20 protein-coding genes are annotated in these 23124 nt (G+C 56.7%); 15 read left to right on the top strand and 5 right to left on the bottom strand.

What is annotated here, in order from left to right:
• Positions 1 to 3 precede the first annotated feature (3 nt).
• Positions 4 to 819 (top strand): TenA family transcriptional regulator, encoded by an 816-nt coding sequence (locus ACVBEG_RS19375; protein WP_447108219.1) that lies wholly within the window; start codon positions 4 to 6, stop codon positions 817 to 819.
• A 35-nt stretch (positions 820 to 854) separates the two neighbouring features.
• On the opposite strand, the gene ACVBEG_RS19370 is transcribed toward ACVBEG_RS19375, so the two are convergent.
• The 5 genes from ACVBEG_RS19370 to ACVBEG_RS19350 all read right to left on the bottom strand — a co-directional run bounded on the left by ACVBEG_RS19370 (position 855) and on the right by ACVBEG_RS19350 (position 5633).
• Entirely contained in the window at positions 855 to 1781 is a 927-nt protein-coding gene (locus ACVBEG_RS19370) for a GGDEF domain-containing protein (RefSeq protein WP_322181019.1), read from the bottom strand.
• A 259-nt stretch (positions 1782 to 2040) separates the two neighbouring features.
• A complete protein-coding gene (locus ACVBEG_RS19365) occupies positions 2041 to 2781 on the bottom strand; it encodes a YciK family oxidoreductase (protein ID WP_447108218.1) in 741 nt (246 codons plus the stop codon).
• 70 nt (positions 2782 to 2851) lie between these two features.
• Positions 2852 to 3523: an N-acetylmuramic acid 6-phosphate phosphatase MupP gene (mupP, locus tag ACVBEG_RS19360; protein ID WP_322181015.1), complete on the bottom strand. Its 672-nt coding sequence runs from the start codon at positions 3521 to 3523 to the stop codon at positions 2852 to 2854.
• Between the two features lie 4 nt (positions 3524 to 3527).
• Positions 3528 to 4226 (bottom strand): bifunctional 2-polyprenyl-6-hydroxyphenol methylase/3-demethylubiquinol 3-O-methyltransferase UbiG, encoded by a 699-nt coding sequence (ubiG, locus tag ACVBEG_RS19355; protein WP_322181013.1) that lies wholly within the window; start codon positions 4224 to 4226, stop codon positions 3528 to 3530.
• 60 nt (positions 4227 to 4286) lie between these two features.
• Complete coding sequence (locus ACVBEG_RS19350) at positions 4287 to 5633, bottom strand: TRZ/ATZ family hydrolase (protein WP_322181011.1); 1347 nt, start codon at positions 5631 to 5633, stop codon at positions 4287 to 4289.
• Positions 5634 to 5770: 137 nt separating this feature from the next.
• Here ACVBEG_RS19350 and mtnA point away from each other — a divergent pair, with 137 nt between their 5' ends.
• The 14 genes from mtnA (at position 5771) to ACVBEG_RS19280 (ending at position 23112) form a co-directional block, all read left to right on the top strand.
• Positions 5771 to 6847, top strand: a complete 1077-nt coding sequence (mtnA, locus tag ACVBEG_RS19345; protein WP_447108217.1) for an S-methyl-5-thioribose-1-phosphate isomerase — start codon at positions 5771 to 5773, stop codon at positions 6845 to 6847.
• Between the two features lie 339 nt (positions 6848 to 7186).
• On the top strand, positions 7187 to 9961 hold the full coding sequence (gyrA, locus tag ACVBEG_RS19340) for a DNA gyrase subunit A (protein WP_447108216.1): 2775 nt from the start codon (positions 7187 to 7189) through the stop codon (positions 9959 to 9961).
• Between the two features lie 143 nt (positions 9962 to 10104).
• The gene (serC, locus tag ACVBEG_RS19335) at positions 10105 to 11190 is read left to right on the top strand and encodes a 3-phosphoserine/phosphohydroxythreonine transaminase (protein WP_447108215.1); all 1086 of its coding nucleotides are present in this window, start codon (positions 10105 to 10107) and stop codon (positions 11188 to 11190) included.
• Complete coding sequence (gene pheA, locus ACVBEG_RS19330; protein ID WP_322181003.1) at positions 11190 to 12284, top strand: prephenate dehydratase; 1095 nt, start codon at positions 11190 to 11192, stop codon at positions 12282 to 12284. Before serC ends, pheA begins: the two co-directional genes overlap by 1 nt.
• A gap of 15 nt (positions 12285 to 12299) precedes the next feature.
• Positions 12300 to 13412 carry a histidinol-phosphate transaminase gene (hisC, locus tag ACVBEG_RS19325; protein ID WP_322217489.1) on the top strand — a complete coding sequence of 371 codons (1113 nt, stop codon included), beginning with the start codon at positions 12300 to 12302 and terminating at the stop codon, positions 13410 to 13412.
• 28 nt (positions 13413 to 13440) lie between these two features.
• Positions 13441 to 15648, top strand: a complete 2208-nt coding sequence (locus ACVBEG_RS19320) for a bifunctional prephenate dehydrogenase/3-phosphoshikimate 1-carboxyvinyltransferase (protein ID WP_447108479.1) — start codon at positions 13441 to 13443, stop codon at positions 15646 to 15648.
• Positions 15645 to 16334, top strand: coding sequence for a (d)CMP kinase (gene cmk / locus ACVBEG_RS19315; RefSeq protein WP_219063884.1), 690 nt, complete (start codon positions 15645 to 15647; stop codon positions 16332 to 16334). The genes ACVBEG_RS19320 and cmk overlap by 4 nt, the downstream gene beginning before the upstream one ends.
• A 121-nt stretch (positions 16335 to 16455) precedes the next feature.
• Positions 16456 to 18147, top strand: coding sequence for a 30S ribosomal protein S1 (rpsA, locus tag ACVBEG_RS19310; protein WP_219063883.1), 1692 nt, complete (start codon positions 16456 to 16458; stop codon positions 18145 to 18147).
• Positions 18148 to 18250: 103 nt separating this feature from the next.
• Positions 18251 to 18685 carry an REP-associated tyrosine transposase gene (locus tag ACVBEG_RS19305; RefSeq protein ID WP_447108478.1) on the top strand — a complete coding sequence of 145 codons (435 nt, stop codon included), beginning with the start codon at positions 18251 to 18253 and terminating at the stop codon, positions 18683 to 18685.
• 542 nt (positions 18686 to 19227) lie between these two features.
• Positions 19228 to 19509, top strand: coding sequence for a hypothetical protein (locus ACVBEG_RS19300; protein WP_322180999.1), 282 nt, complete (start codon positions 19228 to 19230; stop codon positions 19507 to 19509).
• A 165-nt stretch (positions 19510 to 19674) separates the two neighbouring features.
• On the top strand, positions 19675 to 19971 hold the full coding sequence (gene ihfB, locus ACVBEG_RS19295) for an integration host factor subunit beta (protein WP_322180997.1): 297 nt from the start codon (positions 19675 to 19677) through the stop codon (positions 19969 to 19971).
• Between the two features lie 24 nt (positions 19972 to 19995).
• On the top strand, positions 19996 to 20235 hold the full coding sequence (locus ACVBEG_RS19290) for a LapA family protein (RefSeq protein ID WP_322180995.1): 240 nt from the start codon (positions 19996 to 19998) through the stop codon (positions 20233 to 20235).
• Positions 20236 to 20381: 146 nt separating this feature from the next.
• Entirely contained in the window at positions 20382 to 21506 is a 1125-nt protein-coding gene (locus ACVBEG_RS19285; protein ID WP_447108214.1) for an LPS O-antigen chain length determinant protein WzzB, read from the top strand.
• Between the two features lie 247 nt (positions 21507 to 21753).
• Positions 21754 to 23112 carry a Wzz/FepE/Etk N-terminal domain-containing protein gene (locus ACVBEG_RS19280; RefSeq protein WP_447108213.1) on the top strand — a complete coding sequence of 453 codons (1359 nt, stop codon included), beginning with the start codon at positions 21754 to 21756 and terminating at the stop codon, positions 23110 to 23112.
• Positions 23113 to 23124: the final 12 nt, after the last annotated feature.

The following is a 23124-nucleotide window of genomic DNA, read 5'->3' as shown; positions in this document are numbered from 1 at the left end:
ACAATGACACCACAAAAAAAGGAGGCCAAAACAGTGATCGATACTTTCTGCAGAACTGGTCCGCTCATGGAAGCAACCAGTTATCCGGCGTGGGCACAGCAGTTGATTCAAGAGTGCAGTGAAGCCAAGCGCCGAGTGGTAGGGCATGAGTTATATCAGCGGATGCGCGATGGCCGCCTGAGTTCGAAAACCATGCGGCAGTACTTGATCGGTGGCTGGCCGGTGGTTGAACAGTTCGCCCTGTACATGGCGCAGAACCTGACAAAAACCCGCTTCGCCCGTCATCCGGGTGAGGACATGGCGCGTCGTTGGTTAATGCGCAATATTCGCGTCGAACTCAATCATGCTGATTATTGGGTGAACTGGAGCCTGGCCCACGGGGTCAGCCTTGAAGAGTTGCAGGCCCAGCAAGTTCTACCTGAATTGCATGCTCTGAGCCATTGGTGTTGGCATTCCAGTTCGTCTGACTCGCTGATCGTCGCTATTGCGGCGACTAACTATGCCATTGAAGGCGCCACCGGTGAATGGTCGGCACTTGTCTGCTCAAACGGGGTGTATGCCGACGCTTTCCCGGAAGATCAGCGTAAGCGCGCCATGAAATGGCTGAAAATGCACGCTCAATATGACGACTCGCATCCTTGGGAAGCATTGGAAATTATCTGCACGCTGGCCGGTAACAACCCCAGTATCCAATTGCAGACTGAGCTGCGTCAGGCAGTCACCAAGAGTTACGACTACATGTACCTGTTTCTGGAACGCTGCATGCAGCTGGAGCAGGCGACGCAGTCGCGTGAACACATGATGCTGGTTGAAAACTGAGTGACGGGCAGGCTTGGCAAACGAGTTAATCGAGCTTAGCCCGCCATCGCCAGACGGTTGCGCCCCTGACGCTTGGCTACGTACAGCGCGCTGTCTGCGCGGCGCAGAATACTTTCGGCCGACTCGGCCGGCAACAGCGTGGCGCACCCCAGGCTGACGCTCAGTTCAATCGGGTGATCCAGCATTGGATAGGTCAGATGGGTCGCCGCCAGACGCAGGCGCTCGCCGACCATTGCAGCGGCTTCGCGCCCGGTGTTCGAGAGCACGATCAAGAACTCCTCACCCCCAAAACGAAACACCATATCGATATTGCGCAGTTGGGCCTTGATTGAGTTTGCGACGGCTTTGAGCACTTCATCGCCCGTGCTATGGCCGTAATCGTCATTGACCCGCTTGAAGTGGTCGATATCGAGCATCAGCAAGGACAGCGGGTGTTTATGACGGTGGGCGACTTCGATTTCCCGAGACAGGGTTTGATCCATGGCGATTCGGTTGCCGGTACAGGTCAACGGATCGCGCAGGGCACTCAGTGTCGCCTCGCGATAGAGCAGGGCGTTTCGCAGAGGGAATAACAGGCAAGGCAGCAAAGATTCAAACTGGGCCAATTCGCGTTCGGAAAAACGCTGGTTACGCTGAAAGACCAGTTCGCCCAGGTGTTCGCCTTCATTGCTCAAACTGTAACTGACACGATGGTGCCCACGCTCACCCACTTTAAGGTGCAGGTCGCTGGCGCGGTGTTCGTAACTCAGTGCCATGAGCGGGATCATGCGCTGAATTCCGCGAAAAAAAATCGTCAGGATTCTTTCCGGTTCAAGGCTGGTTTGTAATTGCAGGCCAAGCTGATGGCGCAATTGTGCCAAATCGACAGGCCGCTGGGCGGCGTTGTGTTGTTGGCCAAATCCCAGTCGTTGCAATTTAGCGCTGTCGAAGTCGATTGCGTTGGTCTGGGTAGAAGAATTCATGTTTTTACTCCTAAAACACATAACGCAGTCTTAGCTGGTGTTTTAGAGCGAAAGTCGTGCCAAACAGTTCATTTAATTAAATGCATTGATATTCAGCTAGTTAGGGAACTATAAAACGGGGAGGTGTTGCAGGGTAGGCGGTTCCTTGACTCGTTTGGTGGCCTTCGGCCACCAAACTGATTGAGGTGACAGAATTATGTCACCTCAATATCAAGCCCGATTCTTCGATTGGATTTGCTTTGCTACAGCGCAACGGCTTTCACTGAGCGTCGAAAGCCTGGCCGTTGATGCCGGTGCTGTCAGGACCCATCAAGTACAGGTAGAGGGGCATGATTTCTTCGGGGGTCGGGTTGTTCAGCGGGTTTTCACCTGGGTAAGCCTGCGCACGCATGCTGGTGCGTGTGGCGCCCGGGTTAATGCTGTTGGCGCGCACCGAAGAGACCGTTTCCAGTTCGTCGGCGAGGCTCTGCATAAAGCCTTCAGTGGCGAACTTGGACACCCCGTAAGCGCCCCAATAAGCACGACCCTTGCGCCCGACACTGCTGGAGGTGAACACCACCGAGGCGTCCTGGGACAGCTTGAGCAGTGGCAGCAAGGTGCTGGTGAGCATAAACATCGCGTTGACGTTGACGTGCATCACGCGCATGAAGTTCTCGCCGGACAACTGTTCGGTCGGCGTACGCGGGCCAATGATCGATGCGTTGTGCAGCAAACCGTCCAGATGGCCGAATTCAGTCTCGATCATCGCGGCTAGTTCGTCATACTGGTGCGGCAGGGCAGTTTCCAGATTGAAGGGGATCACGGCTGGCTGAGGATGGCCCGCGGCTTCGATCTCGTCATAGACCTGAGTCAGATTGGCTTCGGTCTTGCCCAACAGCAATACCGTGGCGCCATGTGCAGCGAAGGCCTTGGCGGCAGCCGCACCAATGCCACGGCCAGCGCCGGTGACCAGAATCACCCGATCCTTGAGCAGTTCGGGACGAGCGGAATAATAAAACATTAAAAACCTCAACAATTAAAAAGGCACCCGTCTCCTGCAGCCTATGGCCGGAAGCAGATCAGTCTATTCTTCAGCAGCGACACAATGCGTTATCCAGCACCTTGCGCAGGTCCAGTGGATGATCGACCACTACATCGGCACCCCAATGATCGGGGTTGTCGTCGGGGTGAATGTAGCCATAACGCACGGCTGCGGTTTTGGTGCCAGCGTCGCGTCCGGACTCGATGTCACGTAGGTCATCGCCGACGAATAGCACGCTGGCCGGGTCCAGGTTGAGCATGCTGCACGCCAGAATCAAAGGCTCCGGGTGTGGCTTGCTGTTGGTCACGTGGTCCGGACAGATCAGGATTGCCGAGCGCTCGGCCAAACCCAGTTGCTCCATGATCGGTTGGGCAAAGCGCACGGGCTTGTTGGTAACCACACCCCAGATCAGATTGGCTTTCTCAATGTCGATCAGTAACTCGGCCATGCCATCGAACAGCGTGCTGTGGACGGCACAGTTGGTCTGATAGCGCTCGAGAAACTCCAGGCGCAGCGCTTCAAACTCAGGTTCCATCGGCGACAGGGCGAACGTCGCCGCGACCATCGCCCGGGCGCCGCCGGAAATTTCATCGCGAATCAGTTTGTCCGACACCGACGCCAGGCCGCGATCGGCAAGCATGCTCTGGCAGATCGCGATGAAATCCGGCGCGGTATCGAGCAACGTGCCGTCCATGTCGAATAAAACCGCTCTCAAACGCATGTCCTTATGCCTCTCGAAGTGTCTGGATCATGTAATTGACGTCGACATCGGACGCCAGCTTGTAATGCTTGGTCAGCGGGTTGTAGGTCATGCCGATGATGTCCTTGACCTGCAAACCGGCTTCGCGACTCCAGGCACCCAGCTCGGAAGGGCGGATGAATTTCTTGAAGTCGTGGGTGCCGCGTGGCAACAGGCCCATGATGTACTCCGCGCCGACGATGGCAAACAGGTACGCCTTGGGGTTGCGGTTGATGGTGGAGAAAAACACCTGGCCACCCGGTTTGACCATGCGGAAGCAGGCGCGAATCACCGACGACGGGTCCGGGACGTGCTCCAGCATCTCCAGGCACGTCACCACGTCGAACTGCTCGGGCATTTCTTCCGCGAGGTCTTCGGCGGTGGTCTGCCGATAGTCGACGGTCACGCCCGATTCCAATTGGTGCAACTGCGCGACCGCCAACGGCGCTTCGCCCATGTCAATGCCCATTACCGTGGCGCCACGCAGGGCCATGGCTTCACTGAGAATGCCGCCGCCGCAACCGACGTCCAGCACCTTTTTACCGGCCAGCTGGACGCGCTCGTCAATCCAGTTGACCCGCAGCGGGTTAATGTCATGCAGCGGCTTGAATTCGCTGTTGCGGTCCCACCAGCGATGGGCCAGTGCTTCGAATTTGGCGATTTCAGCGTGGTCAACGTTGCTCATGGGATGTCCTCTTAAACTTGATAATGCTGGCGAGCGTTCGAACGAGGGTTCGGACGGTCTTTATTCTGTTTTCTGCTGCTCTTTATGGCCATGAATGCGCTGGCCCCAGCTTTTAGCCGTTTCAATAAGCGCTTGTTCATCCATCCGCGTCAGGCACTTGTCCTCGAGCAGTTGCTTGCCAGCGACCCAGACGTGGGTTACGCAGTCGCGCCCGGTGGCATATATAAGCTGCGATACCGGGTCATACACCGGTTGCTGGGCCAGCCCGGACAGGTCGAAGGCGGCGAGATCCGCAGCCTTGCCGATCTCCAACGAGCCTGTTTGCGCCTGGATACCCATGGCGCGGGCGCCGTTCAGGGTGGCCATGCGCAGGGCGCGGTGCGCGTCCAGTGCGGTAGCCGACCCCGCGACAGCCTTGGCCAGCAAGGCCGCAGTGCGGGTTTCGCCGAGCAGGTCCAGGTCGTTGTTGCTGGCTGCGCCATCGGTGCCCACCGCGACATTGACTCCAGCCTGCCACAAGCGCTCTACCGGGCAAAAGCCGCTGGCGAGTTTCAGGTTCGATTCCGGACAGTGGATCACGCTGGCGTTACTTTCTACCAGCAAAGCCATGTCCTCATCGCTGACCTGGGTCATGTGTACCGCTTGAAAGCGTGGGCTCAAAAGACCCAGTCGGCCCAGACGTGCCAGAGGCCGCTCATTGCGGTGCTCGACGGATTGCTCAACTTCGAACGCGGTTTCATGCATGTGCATGTGAATCATCGCGTCGAGTTCGTCAGCCAGGACCCGGATTTTTTCCAGGTTTTCATCGCTGATGGTATAGGGTGCATGGGGGCCGAAGGCGACGTTTATTCGTGGGTGATGCTTGAGGTCGTTAAACAACTCGACGCCAGTGTGCAGTGCTTCCTCGGGGGTGCGTGCGCCGGGAATAGGGAAGTCCAGGACCGGCACGGTGATTTGTGCGCGGATGCCGCTGTTGTGCACACGTTCGCTGGCCACCTTGGGGAAGAAATACATATCAGAGAAGCAGGTGATGCCGCCTTTCAACTGCTCGGCAATCGCCAGGTCAGTACCATCGCGGACGAAGGCTTCATCGACCCATTTGGCTTCGGCAGGCCAGATATGCCGCTCCAGCCAGGTCATCAGTTGCAAGTCGTCGGCCAGACCGCGAAACAAGGTCATGGCAGCATGCCCGTGGGCATTTATCAGACCAGGGCTGAGGAGCATGCCAGGCAGTTCGCGCACCTGCAGCGCGGTTTGCTTCAACGCTTCGGCTCTGGGGCCGATGTACACGATAAGGCCGTCGCGAATGCCCAGGCCGTGCTCTTTGAGGACCACGCCAGCAGGTTCGACCGGCACCAGCCAGGTGGGCAGGAGCAGCAGGTCGAGCGGGGCAGCAGGATTGGGCATGGCAGGACATCCAGAGCTTATATTCAGGGCCGGCGAAGTATACCCGAGCGTCTTCTTGGGCGGCTCGCTATAATCAGCGGCTTTTTATGCTTTGCTCTCGATCTTGGCTTTCTATTTTTAAGTACATGGGGTGTGGAATGCGCGATCGACTATTGGCTGCGGAGAAGGTGAAGGCCATCGATTGGCGGGATGGCGCTCTGCATCTGCTTGATCAGCGCGTGTTGCCCTTCGAGGAAACCTGGCACACGTACACCAGCGCGGCGGGCGTGGCTGAGGCCATTCGCTCGATGGTCGTGCGCGGTGCGCCCGCCATCGGTATCAGTGCGGCCTATGGCGTGGTGTTGGCAGCGCGCGAGCGTTTTGCCGCCGGCGGCGACTGGCAGGCAGCATTGGAAGAAGACTTCACCCTGCTTGCCGAGTCGCGGCCCACCGCCGTCAACCTGTTCTGGGCGTTGAATCGCATGCGCGACCGTCTGCAGCGCTTGAAGGGCAGCGAATCACCTTTGGCGGCGCTCGAAGCGGAAGCAGTGGGGATTCACTTGAGTGATCGCGAAGCCAACCTGACTATGGCCCAGCTCGGTGCCGACCTGATCCGCAAGCATCAGGGCAATCTGCAAACCGTGCTGACCCACTGCAACACGGGCGCGCTGGCGACTGGCGGCTTCGGCACCGCGCTGGGGGTGATCCGTGCGGCGTACCTAGAAGGCATGATCGAGCGCGTTTACGCCGATGAAACCCGGCCATGGCTGCAAGGCTCGCGTTTGACGGCTTGGGAACTGGCGAATGAGGGCATCCCTGTCACCGTCACTGCCGATTCGGCCGCGGCGTACCTGATGCGCACCAAAGGCATTACCTGGGTCATCGTCGGCGCCGACCGCATCACCGCCAACGGTGACGTGGCGAACAAGATCGGCACCTATCAACTGGCCGTTGCCGCCATGCACCACGGCGTGCGCTTCATGGTAGTGGCGCCGAGTTCGACCATCGACATGGCCTTGGCCAGTGGTGAAGACATCCCCATCGAAGAGCGTGACGGTCGAGAGTTGCTGGAGCTCGGCGGCCAGCGTGTAGGGGCTGATGTCGACGCGTTCAACCCGGTGTTCGATGTGACGCCGGCAGACTTGATCGACGCCATCGTGACCGAGAAAGGCATCGTCGAGCGCCCCGACACCGCCAAAATGGCGCAACTGATGTGCCGCAAGCGGTTGCATTGATCTTATATGGGCCCTCCTGCAGACCTTCGATCAGAATCGAAATCGACACAGGGCGGGATCGTCAAAACGCATGCAGGGCCCTCAGAGGCGCTATAAAGGCCGATCGTTGGTCGATTAGTGTTTTGGCAGGCTATCCAGGGGATAGGTCCCTGATCGCGTTTGTGATAACATTCGGCGGTTTCCAGGGTAGCGCGATGCGCCTGCCTTTACTGCGCAGATCCATGGCATAACTCGTTGATTTGTCGTAAGTCGTTGCATGGCAAATGCCTGCAGCGGCGAGCTTCGTTCGTCCCGCATGGATGTGACGAGGTTTCACCAGAAAAAGGAATCAGGCTTCTCATGGGCGAACTGGCCAAAGAAATCCTCCCGGTCAATATCGAAGACGAGCTGAAACAGTCCTACCTCGACTACGCGATGAGCGTAATCGTCGGACGGGCACTGCCGGATGCGCGTGATGGCTTGAAGCCCGTGCATCGGCGTGTACTCTTCGCGATGAGCGAACTGGGTAACGACTGGAACAAGCCGTACAAGAAATCTGCCCGTGTGGTCGGCGACGTTATCGGTAAGTACCACCCGCATGGTGATACTGCTGTTTACGACACTATCGTACGGATGGCTCAGCCATTCTCCCTGCGCTACCTGTTGGTAGACGGCCAGGGCAACTTCGGTTCGGTGGACGGCGACAACGCCGCAGCCATGCGATACACCGAAGTCCGGATGACCAAGCTGGCCCACGAACTGCTGGCCGACCTGCATAAAGAAACCGTGGACTGGGTGCCGAACTACGACGGCACCGAAATGATCCCTGCGGTCATGCCGACCCGTATCCCCAACTTGCTGGTCAACGGCTCGAGCGGTATCGCCGTGGGCATGGCGACCAACATTCCGCCGCACAACCTCGGTGAAGTCATCGACGGTTGCCTGGCGCTCATCGACAACCCTGAGTTGACCATCGATGAGCTGATGCAATACATCCCGGGTCCTGACTTCCCGACGGCCGCGATCATCAACGGTCGTGCCGGTATCGTCGAAGCCTATCGCACCGGTCGTGGGCGCATTTACATGCGTGCCCGCTCGATGGTCGAAGACATCGACAAGGTCGGTGGTCGTCAGCAGATCGTCATCACCGAACTCCCGTACCAGCTGAACAAAGCACGTCTGATCGAGAAGATCGCCGAGCTGGTCAAAGAGAAAAAGCTCGAAGGCATCACTGAACTGCGCGACGAGTCCGACAAAGACGGCATGCGCGTAGTGATCGAGCTGCGTCGTGGCGAAGTGCCTGAGGTGATCCTCAACAACCTCTACGCCCAGACCCAGCTGCAAAGCGTTTTCGGTATCAACATCGTAGCGCTGATCGATGGCCGTCCGCGGATCCTCAACCTTAAGGATCTGCTGGAAGCATTCGTTCGCCACCGTCGCGAAGTCGTCACCCGCCGTACCGTTTTCGAACTGCGTAAAGCCCGTGAACGTGGTCACCTGCTCGAAGGTCAAGCGGTCGCCCTGTCGAACATCGACCCGGTTATCGCGTTGATCAAAGCCTCGCCGACACCGGCTGAAGCCAAGGCAGCGCTGATCGAAACACCGTGGGAATCCAGTGCTGTTGTGGAAATGGTTGAGCGTGCCGGCGCAGATTCCTGCCGTCCGGACAACCTTGACCCGCAATATGGCCTGCGTGACGGCAAGTATTTCCTGTCGCCGGAACAGGCTCAGGCGATTCTGGAACTGCGTCTGCACCGTCTGACCGGTCTCGAACACGAAAAACTGCTGACCGAATACCAGGAAATCCTCACCCAGATCGGCGAACTGCTGCGTATTCTCAACAGCGCCGAACGTCTGATGGAAGTCATCCGCGAAGAGCTGGAGCTGATCCGCGCTGAATACGGCGATGTGCGCCGCACCGAGATTCTCGATGCGCGTCTGGACCTGACCCTTGGCGACCTGATCACCGAAGAAGAGCGTGTCGTTACTATCTCTCATGGTGGTTATGCCAAGACTCAGCCGTTGGCCGTCTACCAGGCTCAACGCCGTGGCGGTAAAGGCAAATCGGCTACCGGCGTCAAAGATGAGGACTACATTGCTCACCTGCTGGTCGCCAACAGTCACACCACGCTGTTGATGTTCTCCAGCAAAGGCAAGGTGTACTGGCTCAAGACATACGAAATTCCGGAAGCATCGCGTGCTGCCCGTGGTCGTCCGTTGGTCAACCTGTTGCCGCTGAGTGAGGGTGAATACATCACCACCATGCTGCCGGTAGACATGGAAGCCATGCGCAAGAAGTCCGAAGAAGAAGGCGGTGACGATGTCATCACTCCAGAACTGGACGACGTAGCAAGCGACGAGAGCGAAGAAGACAGAAAGGCCCGCATCAAGGCGGAAGACCGGAAGAAAGCTCCGTTCATCTTCATGTCGACTGCCAACGGCACCGTGAAGAAAACCCCGCTGGTGCAATTCAGCCGTCAACGCAGTGTTGGCCTGATCGCGCTGGAGCTGGACGAAGGCGATATCCTGATTTCCGCCGCTATCACTGACGGCGAACGCGAAGTCATGCTGTTCTCCGACGGCGGCAAAGTGACACGCTTTAAAGAGTCCGACGTTCGCGCCATGGGCCGTACCGCTCGCGGTGTGCGCGGCATGCGTCTGCCAGAAGGTCAGAAGCTGATTTCCATGCTGATCCCGGAAGAAGGCAGCCAGATTCTCACCGCCTCCGAGCGTGGTTTCGGCAAGCGCACTGCGATTACCGAGTTCCCTGAGTACAAGCGTGGCGGTCAGGGCGTTATCGCCATGGTCAGCAACGACCGTAATGGCCGTTTGGTCGGCGCGGTACAAGTGCTCGATGGCGAAGAAATCATGTTGATTTCCGACCAGGGCACCTTGGTTCGTACCCGTGTTGATGAAGTGTCCAGTTTGGGTCGTAATACCCAGGGTGTAACCTTGATCAAACTCGCCAGCGACGAAAAACTGGTCGGCCTGGAGCGTGTTCAGGAGCCATCGGAAGTCGAAGGCGAAGAGTTCGAAGAAGGTGAGGTGTTGGAAGGCGAAGTGCTTGAAGGTGAAGTGCTGGATGTCAGCGACATCGACGAATCCCAGCAAGCCGACGCACCAGAAGAAGAGTAATGCGATACCTGTAGGAGCAGACTTGTCTGCGAATGGTTTGACGCGGTGTATCTATCAGGTATGCCCCTATCGCAGACAAGTCAGCTCCTACAGATTTGATACACGTGCAACGCGTACAGACCCAAGCATTGACGAGAGTGGATATGAGCAAGCGAGCTTTTAACTTCTGCGCAGGTCCTGCTGCGCTCCCTGAAGCTGTTCTGCTGCGTGCCCAGGCAGAACTCCTGGACTGGCATGGCAAAGGCCTGTCCGTCATGGAAATGAGTCATCGCAGTGATGAGTTCGTCTCCATTGCCAACAAGGCCGAGCAAGATCTGCGCGACCTGATGAGCATCCCCTCAAACTATAAAGTGCTGTTTCTGCAAGGCGGCGCAAGCCAGCAATTTGCCCAGATTCCGCTCAATCTTTTGCCGGAAAACGCCAGTGCCGATTACATCGACACCGGTATCTGGTCGCAGAAAGCAATTGAAGAAGCATCGCGCTTCGGCAACGTCAACATCGCTGCCAGCGCCAAGCCTTACGACTATTTCGCCATTCCTGGCCAGAACGAGTGGAAGCTGTCCAAAGACGCTGCCTACGTTCACTACGCACCCAATGAAACCATTGGCGGCCTGGAATTCAGCTGGATTCCTGAAACCGGCGATATCCCGATGGTGGCTGACATGTCCTCGGACATCCTGTCGCGCCCCGTGGACGTTTCCAGGTTCGGCATGATCTACGCGGGCGCCCAGAAAAATATCGGCCCGAGCGGTATTGTCGTCGTGATCATTCGCGAAGACCTGCTCGGTCGTGCCCGTACAATCTGTCCGACCATGCTCAACTACAAAGTCGCCGCCGACAACGCGTCGATGTACAACACCCCGCCGACTCTATCCTGGTACCTGTCCGGACTGGTGTTCGAATGGCTCAAAGAGCAGGGTGGCGTCGAAGCCATCGGCAAGCTCAATGACATCAAACAGCGCACTCTGTACGACTTCATCGACGCCAGCGGCCTGTACAGCAACCCGATCAACAAAACCGATCGCTCGTGGATGAACGTGCCGTTCCGTCTGGCCGATGATCGTCTGGACAAGCCGTTCCTGGTCGGCGCCGAAGCACGTGGTCTGCTCAACCTCAAGGGCCATCGTTCGGTTGGCGGCATGCGTGCCTCCATCTACAACGCCGTCGACATCCATGGGGTCAACGCCCTGGTGGCGTACATGGCAGAGTTCGAGAAGGAACACGGCTAATGTCTGAGCAAGAACTCAAGGCGCTGCGCATCCGCATTGACAGCCTGGACGAGAAAGTCCTGGAATTGATCAGTGAGCGTGCGCGCTGTGCGCAAGAAGTTGCGCGGGTGAAAATGGCCACGCTCACTGAAGGCGAAGTGCCGGTGTTCTACCGTCCAGAACGCGAAGCCCAAGTGCTCAAACGTGTCATGGATCGCAACAAGGGGCCGTTGGGCAACGAGGAAATGGCGCGTTTGTTCCGCGAAATCATGTCCTCTTGCCTGGCGCTGGAGCAGCCGCTGAAAGTGGCTTACCTCGGTCCGGAAGGCACCTTCACCCAAGCTGCAGCCATGAAGCACTTTGGTCACGCTGTCATCAGCTTGCCGATGGGTGCCATTGATGAAGTGTTCCGTGAAGTCGCAGCCGGCGCGGTGAATTTTGGCGTGGTCCCGGTGGAAAATTCCACCGAAGGCGCGGTCAACCACACCCTCGACAGCTTTCTCGAACACGACATGGTCATCTGTGGCGAAGTCGAATTGCGTATTCACCACCATTTATTGGTCGGTGAAAATACCAAGACCGACAGCATCAGCCGCATCTACTCCCACGCCCAGTCGCTGGCCCAGTGCCGCAAGTGGCTGGACGCGCATTACCCGAATGTCGAGCGCATCGCCGTTGCCAGCAACGCCGAAGCGGCCAAGCGGGTCAAGGGTGAGTGGAACTCGGCGGCCATCGCCGGCGATATGGCGGCAGGGCTGTACGGCCTGACCCGTATCGCAGAAAAAATCGAAGACCGCCCGGATAACGCCACGCGTTTCCTGATCATCGGCAGTCAAGAAGTCCCGCCGACTGGCGACGACAAGACCTCGATCATCGTGTCGATGAGCAACAAACCAGGCGCGCTGCATGAATTGCTGGTGCCCTTCCATGAGAACGGAATCGACCTGACCCGTATCGAAACCCGACCTTCACGCAGCGGTAAATGGACCTATGTGTTCTTTATCGACTTCGTCGGCCATCACCGTGATCCATTGATCAAGGCCGTGTTGGAACAGATCAGTCAGGAAGCAGTGGCACTCAAGGTGCTGGGTTCCTACCCGAAAGCGGTTCTCTAAAGGGGTTAGCACTACATGAGCGTCGACTTCCTCGCCCTGGCTCAGCCGGGCGTGCAAAAACTTTCGCCTTACGTCCCGGGCAAGCCCGTGGACGAACTGGCGCGCGAGCTGGACATCGATCCGGCCCGGATCATCAAGCTGGCCAGTAACGAAAACCCGCTGGGTGCCAGCCCTAAGGCCTTGGCCGCGATTCGCGACGAACTTGCCGAGTTGACCCGCTACCCGGACGGTAATGGTTTCAATCTCAAGGCGCGTCTTGCAGAGCGCTGCGGTGTGCAAGCCAATCAAGTCACCTTGGGTAATGGCTCCAACGACATTCTGGAGTTGGTCGCTCGTGCGTATCTGGCGCCGGGCCTGAATGCGGTGTTCAGTGAGCATGCGTTCGCCATCTATCCTATTGTCACTCAGGCTGTTGGCGCCGACGCTCGCGTTGCGCCCGCCAAAGACTGGGGTCATGACCTGCCGGCAATGCTCGCGGCTATCGATAGCAACACCCGCGTCGTGTTTATCGCCAACCCGAACAACCCGACCGGGACCTGGTTCGGTCCGAGTGCCTTGGCTGACTTCCTCGCCGCCGTGCCGGAAAACGTGTTGGTGGTGCTGGACGAGGCTTACATCGAATACGCCGAAGGCGCGGAACTGCCAAATGGCCTGAACTACCTGGCGGATTACCCAAACCTGCTGGTATCGCGCACCTTCTCCAAGGCCTATGGCCTGGCATCGCTGCGCGTCGGTTATGGCGTGTCTTCGCCGGTTGTTGCTGATGTGCTGAACCGTGTACGTCAGCCGTTCAACGTCAACAGTCTTGCGCTGACGGCGGCTTGTGCTGCGCTGGATGACGTCGAGTACGTGGCCCAAAGTCGCCGCGCGAACGAAGCCGGGATGCAACAGCTTGAACAAGGTCTGCGTCTGTTGGGCCTGAGCTGGATTCCGTCCAAGGCCAACTTCCTTGCCATTGATCTCGGTCGCGAAGGCGCGTCGGTCTATCAAGACCTGCTCCGTGAAGGCGTGATCGTGCGCCCGGTCGGGGGGTATGGGATGCCAAACCACCTGCGGGTCAGCATCGGTCTGCCGGGCGAAAACGCACGCTTCCTTGAGGCTTTGGCCAAGGTTCTGGCACGTGGTTGATGTCATGCCCGTGCAATCAACTCAACCTATGATCGGGCGCCTGGTGGTGATCGGCCTCGGCTTGATCGGTGGTTCGTTCGCCAAAGGCCTGCGTGAAAGTGGCCTGTGCCGGGAAGTGGTGGGTGTCGATCTGAATTCGCGCTCGCGCCAGCTGGCGGTAGAGCAGGGCGTGGTCGACCGGTGCGAGGAAGATATCGCTGCCGCCTGTCGCGGCGCTGACGTTATCCAGCTCGCTGTGCCTATTCTGGCAATGGAAAAGTTACTGACGTTGTTGGCGACCCTTGATCTTGGCAATGCTGTGCTGACCGATGTCGGCAGTGCCAAGGGCAACGTGGTGCGCGCTGCGCGTCTGGCGTTTGGCGGTTTGCCCGCGCGTTTCGTGCCGGGACATCCAATTGCCGGGTCCGAGCAGAGCGGGGTGGAAGCCTCTAACGCCCAGCTGTTCCGTCGGCATAAAGTGATTTTGACACCGCTGGCCGAAACCGATCCGGCAGCGTTGGCCCTGATTGACCGTTTATGGTCTGAGCTGGGCGCGGATGTCGAGCACATGCAGGTCGAGCGCCACGATGAAGTGTTGGCGGCGACCAGTCATTTGCCGCATCTGCTGGCGTTTGCCCTGGTGGACTCACTGGCCAAGCGCAACGAGAATCTGGACATCTTTAGATATGCAGCGGGCGGTTTCCGCGATTTCACAAGGATCGCGGGCAGTGACCCGGTGATGTGGCACGACATTTTTCTCGCTAATCGCGAGGCGGTGTTACGCACATTGGATACATTTCGCACAGACCTCGACGCCTTGCGCGACGCGGTCGATGCAGGGGATGGGCTTCAATTACTGGGCGTATTCACTCGCGCCCGTGTTGCTCGCGAGCATTTCAGTAAAATCCTTGCCCGCCGGGCTTATGTGGACGCTATGAACACCAACGACCTGATTTTCCTGGCTAATCCTGGTGGACGCGTTTGCGGACGTATCCGCGTTCCAGGCGACAAATCGATTTCCCACCGCTCGATCATGCTCGGCTCGCTGGCCGAAGGCACGACCGAAGTCGAGGGCTTCCTCGAAGGTGAAGACGCGCTGGCAACCTTGCAGGCGTTCCGTGACATGGGTGTTGTGATCGAAGGCCCACAAAATGGCCGCGTGACCATCCACGGTGTTGGCCTGCATGGCTTGAAAGCCGCGCCGGGCCCAATCTATCTGGGCAACTCCGGCACCTCGATGCGCCTGCTTTCCGGTTTGTTGGTCGCGCAGAGTTTCGACAGCACCTTGACCGGCGATGCCTCGCTGTCCAAGCGGCCGATGAACCGCGTCGCCAATCCATTGCGTGAAATGGGCGCCGTGATCGAGACCGCCGCTGAAGGTCGTCCACCGATGATCATTCGCGGCGGCCATCGTCTGACCGGCCTGACCTACACCTTGCCAATGGCCAGCGCACAGGTGAAATCCTGCCTGCTGCTGGCTGGCCTGTATGCCGATGGCAAGACCAGCATCACCGAACCTGCACCGACGCGTGACCATACCGAACGCATGCTGCGCGGCTTTGGCTACCCGGTCAGCGTTCAGAACAGCACCGCTTCCGTAGAGTCGGGTCACAAGCTCACCGCGACCCACATTGAAGTGCCTGCTGATATCTCCTCGGCAGCCTTCTTCCTAGTCGCGGCTTCTATTGCTGAAGGCTCTGACCTGTTGCTTGAGCACGTCGGTATCAACCCGACGCGTACCGGCGTCATCGATATTCTGCGTCTGATGGGCGCCGACATCACCCTGGAAAACCAGCGCGAAGTCGGCGGCGAACCCGTGGCGGACCTGCGTGTACGCGCCGCCAAACTCAAGGGTATCGAAATCCCTGAAGAGTTGGTCCCGCTGGCAATCGACGAATTTCCGGTATTGTTCGTGGCGGCAGCCTGTGCAGAAGGGCGCACCGTCCTGCGCGGCGCCGAAGAGCTGCGGGTCAAGGAATCCGACCGTATCCAGGTCATGGCTGACGGCTTGCTGGCGCTGGGCGTCAAAGTCGAGCCGACCCCGGACGGCATCATTATCGATGGCGGCCTGATCGGCGGCGGCGAAGTTCACGGTCACGGCGACCACCGGATTGCCATGGCTTTCAGCGTGGCCTCCCTGCGCGCATCGGCACCGATCCGCATCCATGATTGCGCCAACGTCGCGACCTCATTCCCCAACTTCCTCGCGCTTTGCGCTCAAGTCGGCATGCGTGTAGCAGAAGAGGCGCAGTCATGAGAGTTCGAGCGCCAGTCATCACCATCGATGGACCTAGCGGTTCAGGCAAGGGCACCGTTGCTGGCCGGTTGGCCAAGCATCTGGGTTGGTGTCTGCTGGATTCCGGAGCGCTCTATCGTTTGCTGGCGTTCTCCGCGCGTAACCACGGCGTCGACCTGACGAATGAAGAGGCCCTGAAGCTGCTGGCCGCTCATCTGGATGTGCAGTTCAACGTCGGCACCGATGATCACGGGCAGCGGATTACTCTGGAAGGCGAAGATGTCACCCACGCCATCCGCAACGAACAGATCGGCAATGGCGCCTCGCAAGTGGCTTCACTGCCCGCGGTGCGCGATGCCTTGCTCCAGCGCCAGCGCGCGTTTCAGGAGCCGCCGGGCCTGGTAGCCGATGGTCGCGACATGGGCACTGTGGTGTTCCCGGATGCGCCGCTGAAGATTTTTCTGACCGCCAGCGCCGAGGAACGTGCACGTCGCCGTTACTTGCAGTTGAAGGCAAAAGGCGATGATGTTAGTCTGTCGAGTCTGCTAGATGAGATATGTGCACGCGATGAGCGTGACACCCAGCGAGCGGTAGCCCCGCTCAAGCCGGCGCATGACGCCATACAGCTGGATTCCACTGAATTATCCATCGAGCAGGTGCTGGAACGCATTTTGAGTGAAATCGCACTTCGCGATCTCGCCGGATGACAAGGAAGCGTGTGGGAGACCAGGCATAGTCCCACAGGCCTTCTTTTATTTGAACGAAACCCACGTTGTCTGGAACGTGGCAGATGGGCGTATTCTTCGCCCTTGATCAACAGGAATTAAAATGAGCGAAAGCTTTGCAGAACTTTTTGAAGAAAGCCTAAAGACCCTCAACCTTCAGGCCGGTTCGATCATCACCGCGATCATCGTTGATATCGATTACCAGGCTGGATGGGTTACGGTTCACGCCGGTCTGAAATCTGAAGGCCTCATCCCGCTGGAGCAGTTCCACAACGACGCTGGCGAGCTGACCATCAAGATCGGCGACGAAGTGCACGTTGCACTGGACGCGGTCGAAGATGGCTTTGGCGAAACCAAGCTGTCCCGCGAAAAAGCCAAGCGTGCTGAGTGCTGGATTGTTCTGGAAGCGGCTTTCGCAGCTGAAGAAGTGGTCAAGGGCGTTATCAACGGTAAGGTTAAAGGCGGCTTCACTGTCGACGTTAACGGCATCCGTGCGTTCCTGCCTGGTTCTCTGGTTGATGTCCGCCCAGTGCGTGACACGACTCACCTGGAAGGCAAAGAGCTCGAATTCAAGGTCATCAAACTCGACCAGAAACGCAACAACGTTGTCGTTTCCCGCCGTAGCGTCCTTGAAGCCGAGAACAGCGCTGAGCGCGAAGCTCTGCTGGAATCCTTGCAAGAAGGTCAGCAAGTCAAAGGTATCGTCAAAAACCTCACCGATTACGGCGCATTCGTCGATCTGGGTGGCGTCGATGGCCTGCTGCACATTACCGACATGGCTTGGAAACGCATCAAGCATCCATCGGAAATCGTCAACGTTGGCGATGAGATCGATGTAAAAGTCCTGAAGTACGATCGCGAACGCAATCGTGTTTCCTTGGGTCTGAAGCAGTTGGGCGAAGATCCATGGGTCGCTATCAAAGCTCGCTACCCAGAAGGCACTCGCGTAACAGCCCGTGTTACCAACCTGACTGACTACGGCTGCTTCGCTGAGCTGGAAGAAGGCGTTGAAGGCTTGGTACACGTTTCCGAAATGGACTGGACCAACAAAAACATCCACCCTTCGAAAGTCGTACAAGTTGGCGACGAAGTGGAAGTTATGGTTCTGGACATCGACGAAGAGCGTCGTCGTATCTCCCTCGGCATCAAACAGTGCAAATCTAACCCATGGGAAGATTTCTCTGGCCAGTTCAACAAGGGCGATAAAATCTCCGGCACCATCAAGTCGATCACCGATTTCGGTATCTTCATTGGTCTGGACGGCGGCATCGACGGCCTGGTTCACCTGTCCGACATCTCCTGGAACGAAGTGGGCGAAGAAGCCGTACGTCGCTTCAAGAAGGGCGATGAGCTCGACACCGTGATCCTGTCTGTTGATCCAGAGCGTGAACGCATCTCCCTGGGCATCAAACAGCTGGAAAGCGATCCGTTCTCCGAGTACGTGATGGTCAACGACAAAGGCGCTATCGTTCGCGGTATCGTTAAAGAAGTTGACGCCAAAGGCGCCATCATCACTCTGGGCGACGACATCGAAGCTACTCTGAAAGCCTCCGAAATCAGCCGTGACCGCGTTGAAGACGCGCGTAACGTTCTGAAAGAAGGCGAAGAAGTTGAAGCCAAGATCATCAGCGTTGATCGCAAGAGCCGCGTAATCCAATTGTCCATCAAGTCGAAAGACGTTGAAGACGAGAAAGAAGCTATCCAAAGCCTGCGCGCCAAGCCAGAAACTGCGGAAAGCACAGGTCCTACCACCATCGGTGACCTGCTTCGCGCACAAATGGAAAAACAGAACTAAGTTCTGATTGACCATAGAAAAAGGGCGACTTCGGTCGCCCTTTTTTGTGCTTGCGAAAAGCCCATCACGATCCCCCCTGACACACCTCGCCAAACACACCTCCCTGCACACCACACCCCACACTTGGCTAATCTGGGACATACACCTGTTAACCACCGTCACCCAAAACCGCCACCCCCTCTTCAAAGACTGGCGCCTGGGACGGTTGGTCGTCTCCGAACTAAAACGCGCCGAAGAGCAAAGCCTGGTTCAGTCATTAGCCTGGGTAGTGATGCCCGATCACCTGCACTGGCTCATCGAGCTAAAGCAAAACTCCCTTTCCCGCGTCATGCAACAAATCAAAGCCCGAAGCGCTATCGCAATCAACAAAGCCACCCAAAGCCAAAACCGTGTATGGCAACGCGGATACCACGATACAACCCTCCGCACCGAAAACGACCTGAAAAAACTCGCCCGCTACATCGTCGCAAACCCCCTGCGAGCCGGGCTGGTCAAGCGAATAGGTGACTACCCACTGTGGGACGCCATATGGCTTTAACATCACACTATCCCAGCCGCTGAGCTGACTCGTAACTACGCGTCCCGGTCAGTCCCACCTATCAAAATCATTGCCCATACGGTCTCCGCTTCTGGCCGCAAGGCCGTAGGAGCAGACTTGTCTGCGAAGACCATACGGCGCGGTCTGCCTGCTGCCCCTCGATCCAGATCGAGGGGCAGGGTCAAACCCAAACCCGCCGGAAGCCCGTGCCGTGCTTATTCGCAGACGAGTCAGCTCCCACCTATCAAAATCATTGCCCATACGGTCTCCGCTTCTGGCCGCAAGGCCGTAGGAGCAGACTTGTCTGCGAAGACCATGCGGCGCGGTCTACCTGCTGCCCCTCGATCCCGATCAACCTCCTGCCATAGGTGATTTTCGCCGTGAAATGCACCATATCTTTCGCGTCTGTCATTGCCCCACACGGTCATACCACCAACACATCACCCCCTCCTGTCTTTTCAACAAGACAAGCCCTTCAAGCCGAGACTAGACTGAATCGTCTACGAGCTGTCGCAGGGCACGCGCCCCGCATAAGGAAATACATGCGCCGCATCATCATTGTTGTCGCCATGCTGGCCCTCACAGGCTGTGCCACCTCCCATAAAACCAAAGTAATACGTGGTCAAAGCGGATTGATGGTCGAATGCTCCGGCATGAACTCCAGTTGGGACAGTTGCTACGCCCGCGCTACCCGTGAATGCAAACCGGGCGGCTTTAAAGTCCTCGGCAAATCCAGCGACGTCAAAGAAGATCCAGAGGACTATCCATTCGGGTGGAATCCAGCCGGCTATTTCACCAGGAGCATGCTCGTGGTCTGTAATTGAGCGTTTTAATCCTGGATATGCACCAGAAAATGTCATAAATGAAGGGAACTTCACGGGCCGCCAATCATCCTTCACATAAGTCAATACTCGGACTGTTCAAATCCTTCCAGTCATGCTAAAACCTTCGGAGCGCTTATCTAGCTGCTTGAAAAAGAAGGGAAAAATATGACGAAGTCGGAGTTGATCGATCGAATTGTTACCCATCAAGGGCTGCTCTCATCCAAGGATGTCGAGCTGGCTATCAAGACCATGCTTGAGCAAATGTCTCAATGCCTCGCCACCGGTGATCGCATCGAGATTCGGGGCTTTGGCAGCTTTTCTCTGCACTACCGCTCACCGCGCGTAGGGCGCAACCCAAAAACCGGCCAATCCGTGAGCCTTGACGGCAAATTCGTCCCTCACTTCAAACCGGGCAAAGAATTGCGTGATCGAGTCAACGAAGACGAAGAAGAGGGCGTCTAACGCCCCCAACAAAAGGAGCGGCAGATGCGGAACTTCAAGCGCGTAATGTTGGTCGTAATCATCCTGCTGATCGTTTTGGCGACGGTAGTGTTCGTGCTGGAAAATCAGCAACCTGTTTCCCTGGTCTTTCTCGGCTGGTCAGCGCCAGAGCTGTCGGTGGCTGTCCCTGTGATTGTAGCCTTGCTGATCGGGATGATGATCGGCCCGCTGCTTGGCTGGATTGTGAGCTTCCGGAGAAAACAAAAACCGCCTCGATTGGTTTGAGTTCAGTCCGGATTCTGGATGATCAGCGAGCGGAAAGAGAAAGAGGGCGCGGAGTGCGCACTTTTTCCGGGTTCTCTTCAAGAGATCTCAATTGTTTACACCTTCGACACTCAGAACATCAAAGTATTGTCTAACCTCAAATAGTCATGCTTGGCAAGGACGCTCAAGATATTCAGCGCGTCGACCAACCCACTATAAAAATTGAAAAGGTTAGACCTGATATGGCGAACACCCCGGCAACGACGCAGGACGCGGATGAGATCGACCTGTTTGAATTGGTTGTGGCGTTATGGGCTCAGAAGCTTCTGATAATCAGTGTCGCTTTGGTCGCAACCCTGGCAGCGGCGACGTATGCTTTTCTCAGTAAGCCTATTTATGAAGCGCGTGTTTATTTGCAGCCGCCAACCTTGAACGGCATCGCTGATTTCAACTACGGCCGAACCAGAGATGCAGAGCTCACGCCCTTTACGACCAAAGATGTGTACGAGGTATTCACCCGTAACTTACAGAGTGAATCATTGCGACGAGCCTTCTTCAATGAAGTTTATTTGCCTTCGCTACCAGCGTCCGTGCGTAACGGGTCGCAAGATGTGTTGTACGCCAATTTTTTAAGAACATTGACCATAGGTCTTCCGAGCAAAGAGCAGCCAGATCGTTATTCCGTTATCGTTGAAGGCGAGGATCCTGCCCAAGCCGCCGATTGGGTGAAGGCTTTTGCAGCCAGAGCGGGTGCCGCAGCGGAAAAAGAAATGATCAGCAACGCGACCCGTGAAGCCGAAGTGCGGGCGCGTAACCTTGGCCAGCAGATCACTACCTTACAAGAAACACAAAGCCGAATTCGCCAAGACTCCATCACCCAATTGCGCGAAGCGCTGACGATTGCTGAGGCCATTGGCCTGCAAAATCCGCCCATCGTTTCGGGCAATCTTTCCGCGGAGGTCTCTGCTGGCATGGATGGGCAGCTGACGTACATGCGCGGCAGTAAAGCGCTAAAGGCCGAGATTCAGAACCTTGAAACTCGTAAATCTGATGATCCCTTTATAGGGAAGCTAAGAGCACTGCAGATCAAGCAAAGCTTTTACACGGATTTACAGGTAAGCCCAGATACCGTCTCTGTCTACCGCCAGGATGGCCCCATTGAGCAGCCTGATCGTCCCATCAAACCCAAAAAAGGCCTCATCATACTGCTAGGGCTGGTCGTGGGTGGCATGGTGGGTTTCATGATCGCGCTGGTTCGCCATTTCGTACTGACCAGGAAAGGTAGGGTTTGAAGCATCTAGACTCAAATCCTCATGCCGATTCGTTTTGTAGGAACTATCCTAAAAATTGTCAAGACTTGTAATGAACTAGGTTAGTGGCAGAATGCCGCAAGTTCTCGATTACCAGTCAGTCTTTTGTGCGTCATTGACGCGAGCATGAAGCTCGCGTCAATGACCAGAATTAATAATAACTACTAGCACTTAGCTATCTGTCTGAATAACGAGCCCGCAGTTTCTCTTTTGAAGGCAGGCCTTGGTTGTGAGTAGCATTACCCGTATTCCCTTGACTACCCCTAACGATGAAATCGATCTATTTGCGTTAGTTCATGCCATCTGGCGTCAGAAAGCGCTGATCGTCTCAGTGGCTATCGTCGCCGGTCTGATCGCCGCAGCCTACGCGTTCCTTACCACCCCGGAATATCAAGTCAGCAGCGTTCTGCGCCCGGCGGCGATCAACGAACTCGATGCCCTGAACCGCTCGGATATCTACAAGCTTCCTCCTAAAGATGCCCTTCTCAAAGTGGGGGCTTCGTTGGACTCTTATGACACACGTTTAGGCTTTTTCCGCGCAAATCAAGGATTATTCAAAGAATTCAAGCGCCCAGGTCAAACCCTTGAGCAAAGCTTTGAGGAGTTCAACCGCGACTCAATCAGGCTGGTTTTGCCAGACCCCAAGCGAGTGGATGTCCTCAGCGCTTCTATTGGCCTGGAGCTGAACTATCCGAAAGGTGTCGATGGTGTTGCAATCCTGAACGGCTTTATTGACTACGGGATTCAGGCTGAGCGTGAGCAGATTTCGGAGGACATGGATGTGATCGTCAATAACCGTCTGAATGAGTTGAAAGGCAAAATTGATGCCGCGCGTGCCAGCTACGATACCGACAAAGAATCGAAAATCGCGGTGCTGCTTGAGGCGGATAACCTAAAGCGTGCGCAACTGCAGGACGAGCTAAAAGCCCTACGCTTGCAGTTAAAAACCCAGCGCGGTGATCGAATGGCTCAGTTGAGTGAAGCCATAGGTATTGCCAAATCATTGGGTATCAAGCGACCTACCACTCCGTCCTCGTTGGGTGACACTGAGCGCACAGGCCCTAACAGTGTTATGCGTACGGAAGTCAATAATCAGCAAATCCCCCTGTACTTCATGGGCACAGAAGCCTTGGAGGCGGAGCGTAATGCCTTGCAGCAGCGTAAATCTGACGATTTCACCGAAGACCGAATTGCCGAGATCGCCAAGGAACTGCTACTGCTGCAGAACAACCGCCAGGTTGAAGTGCTGAGCAAGCGTGAAAACGAAGACATTTTCTTGACCGGCATCGAGCCTCTACGTGAAGAGCGTGCACGCCTGCGTAACTTGAACATCGATCTGCAGAATCTCAAATTGGTCACAATCGACCGTAAGGCACTGGAGCCTCAACGGCCCGTCAAACCTAAAAAGGTATTGATTGTCATTCTTGGCCTGATAGTGGGCGCGATGCTGGGTGTACTGTTGGCATTGATCCGCCATTTCGTCAGCACACGACGCCTATCGGTTGTTCATCATCAGGCGCTCGCACCTGCATTGAATGGCACCCTGCAAGGCAGCAACGGACAAGGTTTGCAAAACGTTAAAGACTGATCAACGCCCAAG

It is taken from the genome of Pseudomonas sp. GG8, from assembly GCF_052976945.1.
This window is presented reverse-complemented; position numbering and strand designations above follow the sequence as displayed.

Excerpts from the sequence above, each read along its gene's own strand:
- ACVBEG_RS19375 (WP_447108219.1), top strand. The coding sequence starts at position 4 with ATGACACCACAAAAAAAGGAGGCCAAAACAGTGATCGATACTTTCTGC.
- ACVBEG_RS19370 (WP_322181019.1), bottom strand. The coding sequence starts at position 1,781 with ATGAATTCTTCTACCCAGACCAACGCAATCGACTTCGACAGCGCTAAA.
- ACVBEG_RS19365 (WP_447108218.1), bottom strand. The coding sequence starts at position 2,781 with ATGTTTTATTATTCCGCTCGTCCCGAACTGCTCAAGGATCGGGTGATT.
- mupP (WP_322181015.1), bottom strand. The coding sequence starts at position 3,523 with ATGCGTTTGAGAGCGGTTTTATTCGACATGGACGGCACGTTGCTCGAT.
- ubiG (WP_322181013.1), bottom strand. The coding sequence starts at position 4,226 with ATGAGCAACGTTGACCACGCTGAAATCGCCAAATTCGAAGCACTGGCC.
- ACVBEG_RS19350 (WP_322181011.1), bottom strand. The coding sequence starts at position 5,633 with ATGCCCAATCCTGCTGCCCCGCTCGACCTGCTGCTCCTGCCCACCTGG.
- mtnA (WP_447108217.1), top strand. The coding sequence starts at position 5,771 with ATGCGCGATCGACTATTGGCTGCGGAGAAGGTGAAGGCCATCGATTGG.
- gyrA (WP_447108216.1), top strand. The coding sequence starts at position 7,187 with ATGGGCGAACTGGCCAAAGAAATCCTCCCGGTCAATATCGAAGACGAG.
- serC (WP_447108215.1), top strand. The coding sequence starts at position 10,105 with ATGAGCAAGCGAGCTTTTAACTTCTGCGCAGGTCCTGCTGCGCTCCCT.
- pheA (WP_322181003.1), top strand. The coding sequence starts at position 11,190 with ATGTCTGAGCAAGAACTCAAGGCGCTGCGCATCCGCATTGACAGCCTG.
- hisC (WP_322217489.1), top strand. The coding sequence starts at position 12,300 with ATGAGCGTCGACTTCCTCGCCCTGGCTCAGCCGGGCGTGCAAAAACTT.
- ACVBEG_RS19320 (WP_447108479.1), top strand. The coding sequence starts at position 13,441 with ATGATCGGGCGCCTGGTGGTGATCGGCCTCGGCTTGATCGGTGGTTCG.
- cmk (WP_219063884.1), top strand. The coding sequence starts at position 15,645 with ATGAGAGTTCGAGCGCCAGTCATCACCATCGATGGACCTAGCGGTTCA.
- rpsA (WP_219063883.1), top strand. The coding sequence starts at position 16,456 with ATGAGCGAAAGCTTTGCAGAACTTTTTGAAGAAAGCCTAAAGACCCTC.
- ACVBEG_RS19300 (WP_322180999.1), top strand. The coding sequence starts at position 19,228 with ATGCGCCGCATCATCATTGTTGTCGCCATGCTGGCCCTCACAGGCTGT.
- ihfB (WP_322180997.1), top strand. The coding sequence starts at position 19,675 with ATGACGAAGTCGGAGTTGATCGATCGAATTGTTACCCATCAAGGGCTG.
- ACVBEG_RS19290 (WP_322180995.1), top strand. The coding sequence starts at position 19,996 with ATGCGGAACTTCAAGCGCGTAATGTTGGTCGTAATCATCCTGCTGATC.
- ACVBEG_RS19285 (WP_447108214.1), top strand. The coding sequence starts at position 20,382 with ATGCTTGGCAAGGACGCTCAAGATATTCAGCGCGTCGACCAACCCACT.